Annotated in this window: 13 protein-coding genes; all 13 read left to right on the top strand. The window is 56.8% G+C overall.

Features of this window, described 5'->3' with window-relative positions; genetic code table 11:
- Positions 1-408 precede the first annotated feature (408 nt).
- The 13 genes from ACR0KC_RS16125 to ACR0KC_RS16065 all read left to right on the top strand — a co-directional run bounded on the left by ACR0KC_RS16125 (position 409) and on the right by ACR0KC_RS16065 (position 9,609).
- Positions 409-1,755 (top strand): DUF3560 domain-containing protein, encoded by a 1,347-nt coding sequence (locus tag ACR0KC_RS16125; protein ID WP_480791290.1) that lies wholly within the window; start codon positions 409-411, stop codon positions 1,753-1,755.
- Positions 1,752-2,060, top strand: coding sequence for a hypothetical protein (locus tag ACR0KC_RS16120; protein ID WP_480791291.1), 309 nt, complete (start codon positions 1,752-1,754; stop codon positions 2,058-2,060). Before ACR0KC_RS16125 ends, ACR0KC_RS16120 begins: the two co-directional genes overlap by 4 nt.
- Entirely contained in the window at positions 2,057-2,665 is a 609-nt protein-coding gene (locus ACR0KC_RS16115; RefSeq protein WP_480791292.1) for a hypothetical protein, read from the top strand. Before ACR0KC_RS16120 ends, ACR0KC_RS16115 begins: the two co-directional genes overlap by 4 nt.
- 10 nt (positions 2,666-2,675) lie before the next feature.
- Positions 2,676-2,870 carry a hypothetical protein gene (locus tag ACR0KC_RS16110; protein WP_480791293.1) on the top strand — a complete coding sequence of 65 codons (195 nt, stop codon included), beginning with the start codon at positions 2,676-2,678 and terminating at the stop codon, positions 2,868-2,870.
- A gap of 112 nt (positions 2,871-2,982) precedes the next feature.
- Complete coding sequence (locus ACR0KC_RS16105) at positions 2,983-3,258, top strand: BrnT family toxin (RefSeq protein WP_480791294.1); 276 nt, start codon at positions 2,983-2,985, stop codon at positions 3,256-3,258.
- Positions 3,215-3,469, top strand: a complete 255-nt coding sequence (locus ACR0KC_RS16100; protein ID WP_480796364.1) for a BrnA antitoxin family protein — start codon at positions 3,215-3,217, stop codon at positions 3,467-3,469. Before ACR0KC_RS16105 ends, ACR0KC_RS16100 begins: the two co-directional genes overlap by 44 nt.
- Positions 3,470-4,089: 620 nt before the next feature.
- Complete coding sequence (locus ACR0KC_RS16095; RefSeq protein WP_480791296.1) at positions 4,090-4,251, top strand: hypothetical protein; 162 nt, start codon at positions 4,090-4,092, stop codon at positions 4,249-4,251.
- Between the two features lie 646 nt (positions 4,252-4,897).
- Positions 4,898-5,119, top strand: coding sequence for a hypothetical protein (locus ACR0KC_RS16090; RefSeq protein WP_480791297.1), 222 nt, complete (start codon positions 4,898-4,900; stop codon positions 5,117-5,119).
- A 240-nt stretch (positions 5,120-5,359) separates the two neighbouring features.
- Positions 5,360-7,237: a ParB/RepB/Spo0J family partition protein gene (locus ACR0KC_RS16085; RefSeq protein ID WP_480791298.1), complete on the top strand. Its 1,878-nt coding sequence runs from the start codon at positions 5,360-5,362 to the stop codon at positions 7,235-7,237.
- A gap of 169 nt (positions 7,238-7,406) precedes the next feature.
- Positions 7,407-7,640: a FitA-like ribbon-helix-helix domain-containing protein gene (locus tag ACR0KC_RS16080; RefSeq protein ID WP_152459995.1), complete on the top strand. Its 234-nt coding sequence runs from the start codon at positions 7,407-7,409 to the stop codon at positions 7,638-7,640.
- A complete protein-coding gene (locus ACR0KC_RS16075) occupies positions 7,637-8,059 on the top strand; it encodes a type II toxin-antitoxin system VapC family toxin (RefSeq protein ID WP_170514454.1) in 423 nt (140 codons plus the stop codon). Before ACR0KC_RS16080 ends, ACR0KC_RS16075 begins: the two co-directional genes overlap by 4 nt.
- A gap of 12 nt (positions 8,060-8,071) precedes the next feature.
- A complete protein-coding gene (locus ACR0KC_RS16070) occupies positions 8,072-8,614 on the top strand; it encodes a hypothetical protein (protein WP_480791299.1) in 543 nt (180 codons plus the stop codon).
- A 791-nt stretch (positions 8,615-9,405) separates the two neighbouring features.
- Positions 9,406-9,609 (top strand): hypothetical protein, encoded by a 204-nt coding sequence (locus ACR0KC_RS16065; protein ID WP_152459998.1) that lies wholly within the window; start codon positions 9,406-9,408, stop codon positions 9,607-9,609.
- The last annotated feature ends 822 nt before the right edge of the window (positions 9,610-10,431 follow it).

Raw genomic sequence — 10,431 nt, 5'->3', positions numbered from 1 at the left:
CATTGATTATTGGACAGGGCAGGGGATCGACGCGCTAAAGCGCGCTCACCCCGGCCCTGGCATTGTCCAATAGTGGGTCTGCTGTGACCGGCAGGCCGGTCCCATCATCCCGATCCGCCCGCATCCTGTGTCGGGTCGGTCAAGGGGCCAGCGCCGCGCGGTGCGCGTCGTCTCCATGTCAAAAAACCCGGTTCCTCCCACGCGCAAGCGCGCGGTTCCCTCCCATTTTTTTGCCACTCCGACCCCGTGACAGTCCCGCCCCAGGCCACCGGCAGGGCTCTGCCCTTCCTGTTCTGCCAGCCGATAGATGTGGTCCATCTATCAGCTAACAGATCAGAAGGCCGCGCCCATTAGCGGATAGCCGGGAAACATCGGCAACCGCATCGCCACGATAAGGAGACGCCACGAATGGCTGATTTTGATATTAATATCACTGCAACTTACTCCCCCGAGGACAACAAAATCCGTTTGTATGCCTCGGAGCGGTTGGACGCCGACACATACGAGCGCGTCAAAGCCGCAGGCTTCAAGTGGGCACCTAAACAGGAATTGTTCGTTGCCCCCATGTGGACCGTTGCCCGCGAAAACCTTGCGCTTGAATTGGCAGGCGAGATTGAACCCGAAGAAACCACAATGGCCGAACGGGCGCAGATCAAAGCGGATCGCCTGGACGGGATCGCACAGAAACGCGCCGAACAGGCAAACGCATTTCACCGGGCCGCTGACGAACTGTCCCGCGCATTCGAATTTGGTCAGCCTATCCTTGTCGGGCATCACTCCGAGCGCAAAGCCCGCAAGACTCAAGAGCGGATGCACAACGCAATGGACAAAGCCGTTAAAGCTCATGGCGCTATCGGTTATTGGCAATATCGCGCGGTAGGTGTCGAGCGTCATGCAAACCGGAAGAATGACCCCAAGGTGCGCGCGCGCCGGATCAAGAAACTACTGGCCGAGCTGCGCGACCTTCAGCGCCGGTTGAACGCTGCGCATAAAGCCTTGGCAATGTGGGAGAGCGCGACCACTGACAAGCAAATCAGCTTCATACTGGGCCGCAGCACTTCGGTGCCTTATGGTCTCTATTCGGCAGTCGCAGACGGCAAGACCACACCGGTAGAGGCCCGCGCGCAGTGCATCGAGGCTGCAAAACGCACTATCGAGAATGACAACCTGTCCCGCTGGATCACTCACACCTTGAACCGCCTTTCATATGAACGCGAAATGCTGGGCGATGTGCCACGTTTTGAAGGTGAGATTACGCCGACCCTGTTGCAAATGTTTGTCCGCGAACATGGCGCAGACAAACCAAAGGGGAAAAAGGTCGATGACGATCTGTTTTCTGTGGAATGTGACGCCCCGTTGCCCGCTCATGTGGCCGATGGCAGCACCGTCGAGCTATCCGCCGACGAGTGGCGCGACTTGATGCAGTCTTGCGGGTACGTGCCGCCCGAAAAGAAACCGGCAAAACCGCCTATTCTGAATTTCAAAGCGCAGAGCGGCAAATTTTTGGTTCGCAACCCGTGGAATAGAACAGTCGAGTTTGTTCCGCAGGTGGAAATGACCAAGGCCGATTTTGCCAAGATTGGCACCGACTACAGGGGAACGCGGCTTTCAGCTTGTGGCGCTTTCCGGGTGCGGATCGCACCGAACCCGAACCACGAAGGGCCGCGTTTCTCGGCTGGGTGGGCTGCTATCCTTATCACCGATCAAAAGCAGCATGACGCCCCTGCCGATTTTGACGAGGAAATTGCACAATGACCCGTCATTGGGAAACCCACCTTTACACCTACGCTGTCGCGCTCACTCAGGGCGCGGCAATCCTGCCCGAAAATTTGCAGGGGATGCGGCAAAAGGCCATCAAACACGGTCACACAGAGGGCGAATGCCAGATCGTTGAAGCTGACCCGATGGAATACGTTCAAGAGGGATTTTCGCGCCTGTCCGTTCTGGGCAAGGCGGTCACAATGCGCCGTTTGATGGAGACCGGAATCGAGGCAAACACGGCGCAACGGATAGTCAACCAAGCCACGAACGCCCTTGAAGTTGAAAGGCTGGGACGATGACTCAGAAACGGCCAAGCATCTACTACCGCCCAAACAAGCCCCTAACCATTCCGGTTAGGGTGCGGCATGACGCGCCCCAACTGGACGAGCTGAAGGCCCCCGAGGTTATCGCCGTTGACAAGTTCACCGAATGCCACGTGACGCCCGATCCTGTAGCCGCGCGGATGGTTGGTTATCTCGGGACGCAAGGTGACTATCTGACATTGGAGCCAAGCGCCGGGACCGGCCAGCTCGCAAAGGCGCTGATTGGATCAGGTCACAGCACTTGCGAATTAACTATGATCGAGCGCCACAACACGCTTGCGGCAAAGCTGCGCGCCATTGGCCCCACGATCAACCGTTGTTTTCTTGAGTATGCGGAGGAAGTCAGAGGCCGCGCGCAGTTTCCCCGTATCATCATGAACCCGCCTTTTAAGCAGGTACGCGCCCACATCGAGGCGGCTTTGTCCCTGCTAGGGCAGGGTGGGCATGACGAACCGGCAACCCTTGTTGCCCTGGTCCCTGTCACATTCCACCACGACGAGGCCGAAGAACTCGAAACCTTGCCGCCAAACACTTTTTCGACGGCCAGCGTTCACACGAAAATCATCAGAATCCGCCGCTGAGGGAAAGCCGATGTCTACAAAACCAATTGTCAGGATCGCTTGCGATGCAATTCAGTTTTTCGAAATCGACTTGCCGGATGGAACGGACCCGGAAACCTACGCCGATTCAGACGAAGCCCGTGCCCATTTTGCCGATCTGGTTTCGTCTGGCTTCATAGACTTTCAGCTTGTCCGCCGGTTCGACAATGACGGAAAGGAAGTCTAACAGTGTTTTGCGCGTTGCGACCGCGACGCGCAATCCTCTGAAACCCATCAATTAGGCTATTTTTGTAGTAACAAATATTGCGCCTTGAACCTATTTAGTGTAGTAACAATATATGAAGATCGAATATGACCCAGCGAAACGCCAGACGACCCTTGAAACTCGCGGTTTGGATATGGCGCAAGCCGGGGAAGTATTTGAGGACGCACATATAACGGTTGAAGATGATCGCCGCGACTATGGCGAAACACGCAACATCACCATCGGGTTCTTAGGTGGTCGAATGGTTGTTGTGGCTTGGACGCCGCGCGGCACGTCGCATCGAATTATCAGCATGAGGAAAGCCAATGAACGAGAGCAAAAAGCATACAGCCCCGTACTTGGGCGATGAAGCTGACGACGATCTGCCGGACCTGTCGCAACCCTATTGGACTGAAAAGTTAGCCAGGGCCCCGGTTTCACGCGGCAGGCCCAAAGCCGAAGTTACCAAGGTTTCTACAACCATCCGTTTGGACCCTGAAGTATTGGAGGCGTTCAAAGCCGATGGCAAAGGTTGGCAAAGCCGAATGAATGAAGCACTGCGAAAGGCAGCGGGTCTGTGATGACCCGGCTTTATCATCGGGTCAATCTGGCGGGTTACAGTGGTTGGATAATGCCCCGGCCACTTCGCCGCTTTTTTGCCCGGTCCCAAGTTCATCGGGCATGGCTCAGCGGTCGCGTGGCTGCTTTATTGAGGCGGGCACGCATTACGGCCCAGCAAATCCCTATCCAAGCTAACCAGCTCAATCGGTTTTGGTGTCCCGGCGAACCGGGGCCAATTGCCCCGATTAGCCAGGACCGCGCGCTGCCCGCGCGCGGGGCCGCCATCGCGGCCGGAGCGGATCGCCTTTAACCTCTGCAGAACCCGTGCTAACTGCACTAAGCCGACGGCAATCGGCAAAAACGCTCTTATGAGCGAGTCGGCCCGATCGTTGCCGCGAGTCTGGGCCGACTGACATTCTCTCAAACCTCTGATTTCTACACTCAGCCCCAGGTCGCACCCTCCATTGCGAACCTCTGTTTTTCGCGCGCCTGTCTTAGATCTGTCCCGATGAAAATAAGCGGCCAAGATACACGCCGCGCAGACCCGTAAACACCAAGCCCTTCGGGGCGCTTCGTGCGTGTTGACTGGTCTGCTTTCCCGGCGTGTCCGAGAGCCGCGAATTTTCAACAGGAGACAGACATGAAATACATTCGCAAAAAATCAATACAGCTTCGCAGGCTTGCAGCTCGTCGCCTTAGAGCAGTGAGAAAACAGCTTCAGAAGATCGACTTGAGCCTCAGCATCGAGGTCAACTTGATCGTCATCAAGATCACATTCACGGCCAAACGCCGGGAGCCATAGTTCCGGGCAAATCCCGCGCCTATGGGCGCGTGACCGCGTGCTAGTCGGACGCCGGCACACCGGCCTCCGACCCGAACCAATCACGTCCTTTCTCCCTTCGGCCCGGGTAGCGGTGAATCTGTCTCGTCCCGAGCCAGCTTAACCGCGGCCAAGTGGTCGCCAGGACATGCTTGTTTCGGCCCAAAGGGTAACGCCCGCTTTTGCAATAGGTCTGGGAGATCCGCGCGAGGCGCGCGGCTCGCATTGATTATTGGACAGGGCAGGGGATCGACGCGCTAAAGCGCGCTCACCCCGGCCCTGGCATTGTCCAATAGTGGGTCTGCTGTGACCGGCAGGCCGGTCCCATCATCCCGATCCGCCCGCATCCTGCGTCGGGCCGGTCAAGGGGCAAGCGCCGCGCGGTGCGCGTCGTCTCCATGTCAAAAAAACCGGTTCCTCCCACGCGCAAGCGCGCGGTTCCCTCCCATTTTTTTGCCACTCCGACCCCGTGACAGTCCCGCCCCAGGCCACAGGCAGGGCTTCGCCCTCCTGTTCTGCCAGCCGATAGATGCGGGCCATCTATCAGCTAACAGATCAGAAGGTCGCGCCCATTAGCGGATAGCCGGGAAACATCGGCAACCGCATCGCCACGAAAGAAAGAGTTGTCATGACTGAATATCGTCTTGGATCATCGGAATTGGTTCATACCCCCGGCCTAATTGCATGGGCCATCAACGGGTATCACTTCGCAGATGATCGCCCGAAGCTGCTGAACAGCATGTGTCTGAGCTTCCCGACAGTCCCTCACACCGCCATCGAACAGCTTTTGTCCAAGTCCGTACCCTACACGGTCGAGGATGAAACGGTCGTTTTCAGCGTGGACGAATAGTCCGGTTCTGAAACGGCCAATGCGCTACCCGCGCACGAAAGGAGGTGAACACCATGAGCATTGAAATGATCGAACAGCGTAAGCGTGAAGCCTATGCGCTGATCAAAAAGGGAGGTCTCTCCGCCAAGATCGGCCTCGCCTTCTTGAAAACTCAAGCTGCCGCCTAAGCGGCCTCGCTCTACCCCGCAAGGGGTAGGGCACCAATAACAAAAACTTAGCTTTGAGACAAGGACTTGCCCAATGAGCAAACTCGAAACATTCACCGCACCGGAAATCATCGAAACCGTTGCACTGTCCGATTTGTACCTGTCTGAAATCAACCCGCGTCAGGAAGTAGCCGACGAAGGTATTGCCCTGCTGGCTGAAAGCCTCGTCACGTGCGGCCTGATCCAGAACTTGAGCGGTCTGCGCGATAAGGACGGTAAAGTCGGCATCGTTGCAGGTGGTCGCCGGTTTCGCGCCCTCAACATCGCTGTGACCGCGCGTCCCGATCTGGCAAACGTACCGGTTAAGATTACCGATAACCCCTTTGTGGCCGAGCAATGGGCCAATGCCGAGAACACCGCCCGCGAAGAACTGGACCCGATTGACGAGGTTCGCGCTTATGGGAAGATGGCTGCGAAATCCCTGTCTGTTGGCAAGATCAGCAACGCATTCGGCGTGACCGAGGCGCACGTGCGCCGCCGCCTCGCGCTGGCCGATCTGCCTGATCCTGTCTTGGATGCGGTGAAAGCCGGGGAAATCAGCCAAGGCATCGCCAAGGCTATGACCATTTGCGACGACGAGGCCAAAATCCTTGAGGCGCTGGAAGGTGTTAAGACCGGGCGGTTGTACAATGAATACTATGTGCGCCAAGCCCTGACGCCGGAATCCGTGCGCAACACAGACCGCAAAGCAAAGTTTGTTGGTCAGGATGCCTTTGAAGACGCTGGCGGAACCGTCACCAGTGATTTGTTCCAGAACGAAACCCTGTTTAATGACCCTGAATTGCTGGAACGCCTGTTTGCCGAGAAACTGGCCGAGGAAGCCGAAAAGCTGCGCGAAGCGGAAGGCTGGGCATGGGCCATGACCACGGACGACAGTAACCCATATTTCTACGAGGTCCGGGACGCCCACGGGGTCGCTCAAACTCCGGTGATTGAAGGTGTTTTGACCGAGGAACAGGCTGAGCGCTTTGACGAGTTGGCCGAGCTTGAAGAAGGTGACGCGCTGGACGAGGCCGGACAAGCCGAACTGGATGCGATGCAAAAGGTTCTGGATGGTGAATACCAGTCCGCGCAGAAGGCGTTGGCCGGGATCATGGTTTTTGTCCGTCACAATGGCGACATCTCCGCTTTGCGTGGCCTCATTAAGCCCGAGGATCAGGCAGCGGCTATTGAGCGGGAGTTCATCGAAGCCCCCTCAGAACCTTCCAAGCCCACCACGCGGGAAGCTGAGAAACCGGCCTTCTCGCAGAAGTTCAATGACGACATGGTAGCGATCCGTCTGGGAGCCATTCAAACGGCCATGCTCGACAAGCCCGAGTATGTTCTGAGCCTGTTTGCCTTCTATGCGACACCAGCATCCGGCCACCACACCAGCCTGTTCGGGTTTGGCTACGGCGGTGCGGAGCGGAACGCCCCCGAGATTGACGACCAGTACAATCTTGATCCGCGCCTTGGCGGAGAAAGGGACGAGGCAGCAGAGGAAGCCTATAACCAGTTTCAGGAAATGGCCGGGAAGGGCAGCGTCGAAGCGTTCAAGGCATTCCGCGATCTGGGCAAGAAAACCCGCAACGGCGAAATCACCGCGCTTCTCGCGCGGCGCTTTACAACCCAGCAGGCCGACTTCATGGCTGAAATCGCGGCTGATGTTGATGCTGATATTCGCTCGATCTGGACGCCTTCCGAGACGAACTGCTTCAAGCGGCTCAAGGCTGTACAGTTGGATGAACTGTACAAAGACCTTCTGGATTTGCACATGGACACCGATGCCTACCGCGCGTTCAGCAAGTCCAAGAAGGGCGAGAAGAACCAAGCGCTGCACAAACTGTTCAACGATCCAGAGCATCAAAAGGCTTTGCGCATCACCGCCGAACAGAAAGCCCGCATTGACGCATGGGTCCCTGAGTGCTTCTAAAACAATTAGGGCAGGGCGCATTGCGCCCTGTTCCCAGCAGGGATTTAATCATGACGTATTCCCGCAAGGTGACTGCCGAAACGCAATGAAAAATGATAGCATACTTGCTATTTGCTTGCACTGCCATCATATCAGCAATATGCTGTCATTATCAAACATGGAGGATGAAATGGCAAATCTGACAGTCAGAAATCTATCTGATGACGTTCACAGTCGCGTTCGGTTTGTCGCGGCAGAACGTGGCATCAGCACTGAGGAAGCCGCGCGGCAACTTCTCGATGAGGCGTCACGGCCAGCCGAGAAGGTTGGCGACGTGATTGTGGAATACGTGCAGGGCCTTAATGCATTCTTGCCAGATATTGAACGTAGTGGCGACAAAGCAGAACCGGCGGACTTCGGGTGATTATTCTAGACACAAACGTGCTGTCCGACCCGATGAAGGAAAGCCCTTCCAAGGCGGTGATTGGGTGGTTGAATGCGCTGCATAGCGCGCAGTTCTATACCACGACGATCACCATCTTTGAGGTACGTTACGGGATCGAATTATTGCCTGACGGCAACCGGAAAGCTGCGCTTTGGAAGGGGTTCGACTTTACGCTAGGCCGTCTGTGCGGCAACCGGATTTTGCCATTTGACCGTGCGGCTGCGGAGGCCCTTGCAACCATGCAAGCCGAAGCGAAAGCCTATGACGTGAAGTTGGCGGACGCGCAGATTGCGGCAATTGCAAAGACACACGGTTTTTCAGTCGCAACAAGAGACGTGAAGCCGTTTCAGTTCTTAGGTGTCAATGTTTTGAATCCTTGGGATCACCCATCCGATTGAGGGACTGGAAGAATGACCAAAGCCACCACCCCAACAGCACCAGAGAGCGCCATTCGCCGCGTCTGGAAGTCCGCGCAGATGTATATTGCGTTCCACAAGGACCAGAACAAACGGCAGCGCAGCGAGCCGAAGTTCTGGCCCCCGAAGAACGGCAGCGCGTCCGTTCATGGCGATCCGAGCGAGCAGGAGGCCATTGTTGTGGTCAAAGCCGCCGACCCGGAGGACACTCAGGATGTGCAAATCAAGCTGCACCCCGGTCGGATTGTTGTGCGTCGTGATGCAGAAAGCTGGTGGCAAGGGGTTGCGGTCGAAGATCATTCTGTAACCGTCCGAATGGCGGATGGCACAATTATTGAGGTTCGACATGATGGGTCTGTCAAACGACGTTCCGCTGAAGATGAAACCCATGTCGAAGCGGATGGCAGCATTTTCAAATGGACCGAACATGCGGAAACAACAATGACAGGTGATGGGATCGAAATGACCCGTCGTACTGAGGACCGGATTACCGCGATCACCTATGACGGCGTTGTCGATCGGGCGCGCAAGCGATAGCCTCACCAAGATTCTTTCATTTTCCTCTTGTGGCGAGAGATACTGGCCCACTTCGGTGGGCCTTTTTTCTTACCGGCGGCTTGATGGTGCAATGTCCTTGTTGTCCTGACCGCGCGGGGTTGGAACCCCGCTCCATCAGGACTGTGCGCTTCCAGCGCAAGGGGCCGCTTCAGCGGCCAGGCCGCGTTTCTTCATCATGGTTTCGGGAATTGAAAGAGGCCAGCATGAGGGGGTAGATGCTGGCCTCTGGGGGAATTACCGTCAGTGAGCGGTAAGTGGTAGGGTTGAGACTTTGATAACCGACTCAAACGCAGGCCGAAATTAGGGCTTTCCCGTAGCAGCGGATGCTTCTTGCGCCGCTGCCAGCAAGAACCGGCGACTTGCGCCGCCACCGCGCCCTTAATCCTTGTTCCGCAGGTCATTCCGTTTCGGGAAAGCGGCCAGATCGCGGATTCGCCCAATGCCCATCTGTCGGATCGAGGTGATGTTGCCGCGTTTCTCTTTGTTCAAGCGTTCCGGGCGCAGCGGGCCCAGAAGCTCTTGCCTTTCACTCGGTCTGACAGCCTCAATCCCGTTGCCAGTGAAGATCCTCGTTCACGTGTTTCTTCTCTGATGAACATAAGCGGGCAGTCGGGGGAGCCGCGCAGCCCCCGTTCCGGGCGCTCCGCTTCAACAGGTAATTTCCCCTGCGCTGATCGCGCATTCCTCGCGGAGCAAATTACCTGCTGACACCCCCTTTATGCCCGCTTCTTCCATGTTCATCGAAACACTCAAAAAACGAGGATCAAACAATGGCAACTCAAACTCTGAAGCTGAACGTCAAAGCCGGTGAAAAAGATGGCAAAAACTTCTGGAACCGCTGCGGTGTCGCGTTCGTAAACACTGACGATCACGGCAACATCACCTCGATCCAGGTCAAACACGATATGTTCCCCGGCGTCGAAATGGTGGCCTTCCCGAAACGCAATGACGACAACGAACAGGTGACCGAATAAAAAGGGGTAGGGCGGCGCAAGTCGCCCTTTCCTTTGCTCCGGCTTCGGTCCGGACGCAATAGCGTCCCAGATTGTCGTAGCCGATGCCTTGGCGGCGCACACCTGCAGCGTCATTGGCCGTCGCTGATCTCATTTTGAGGCCAGTTCCAGCAAACAGATGTATCCACCTGGTTCCCTAGTCGGTTAGGTCTTTCTTCGGCCTCATTTTGAGATAAGAAATGCGGTGCTTGCAAAGACGCCACTCACAATACGACCGCACCGGCCACAACCAGCCGTTCCCTCCGGCTAAATTATGATCACTTCCTCCCATTTGATCAGGCCGGTGCGGTTCCTAAAACATCACCTTCAATTGAAAGCCGCCAAAACTCTGTACAGTAGGCTGCGCTGTACAAATGACGGCGTTATGCGCAAATCCCGCGCCTTGGGGCGCGTGACCGCGTGCTAAGCTTCAGCCGGCAGACCGGCTTACGCCCCGAACCAACCACGCCCTTTCTCCCTTCGGCCTGATGCGGTGAATCTGTCTCGTCGCGAGCCAGCTTAACCGCGGCCAAATGGTCGCCAGGACTTGCTTGTTTCGGCCCTTCGGGTAACGCCCGCTTTTGCAAGAGGTCTGGGAGATCCGCGCGAGGCGCGCGGCTCGCATTGATTATTGGACAGGGCAGGGGATCGACGCGCTAAAGCGCGCTCACCCCGGCCCTGGCATTGTCCAATAGTGGGTCTGCTGTGACCGGCAGGCCGGTCCCATCATCCCGATCCGCCCGCATCCTGTGTCGGGCCGGTCAAGGGGCAAGCGCCGCGCGGTGCGCGTCGTCTCCATGTCAA

This window comes from Ruegeria sp. CF3 (assembly GCF_056537365.1).
The sequence above is the reverse complement of the archived record's forward strand: the minus strand, read 5'-3'. Positions and strand labels throughout refer to the sequence as shown.

Coding starts and splice junctions, on each gene's coding strand:
- ACR0KC_RS16120 (WP_480791291.1), top strand. CDS start 1,752: ATGACCCGTCATTGGGAAACCCACCTTTACACCTACGCTGTCGCGCTC.
- ACR0KC_RS16105 (WP_480791294.1), top strand. CDS start 2,983: ATGAAGATCGAATATGACCCAGCGAAACGCCAGACGACCCTTGAAACT.
- ACR0KC_RS16070 (WP_480791299.1), top strand. CDS start 8,072: ATGACCAAAGCCACCACCCCAACAGCACCAGAGAGCGCCATTCGCCGC.
- ACR0KC_RS16100 (WP_480796364.1), top strand. CDS start 3,215: ATGAACGAGAGCAAAAAGCATACAGCCCCGTACTTGGGCGATGAAGCT.
- ACR0KC_RS16085 (WP_480791298.1), top strand. CDS start 5,360: ATGAGCAAACTCGAAACATTCACCGCACCGGAAATCATCGAAACCGTT.
- ACR0KC_RS16065 (WP_152459998.1), top strand. CDS start 9,406: ATGGCAACTCAAACTCTGAAGCTGAACGTCAAAGCCGGTGAAAAAGAT.
- ACR0KC_RS16125 (WP_480791290.1), top strand. CDS start 409: ATGGCTGATTTTGATATTAATATCACTGCAACTTACTCCCCCGAGGAC.
- ACR0KC_RS16115 (WP_480791292.1), top strand. CDS start 2,057: ATGACTCAGAAACGGCCAAGCATCTACTACCGCCCAAACAAGCCCCTA.
- ACR0KC_RS16095 (WP_480791296.1), top strand. CDS start 4,090: ATGAAATACATTCGCAAAAAATCAATACAGCTTCGCAGGCTTGCAGCT.
- ACR0KC_RS16090 (WP_480791297.1), top strand. CDS start 4,898: ATGACTGAATATCGTCTTGGATCATCGGAATTGGTTCATACCCCCGGC.
- ACR0KC_RS16110 (WP_480791293.1), top strand. CDS start 2,676: ATGTCTACAAAACCAATTGTCAGGATCGCTTGCGATGCAATTCAGTTT.
- ACR0KC_RS16080 (WP_152459995.1), top strand. CDS start 7,407: ATGGCAAATCTGACAGTCAGAAATCTATCTGATGACGTTCACAGTCGC.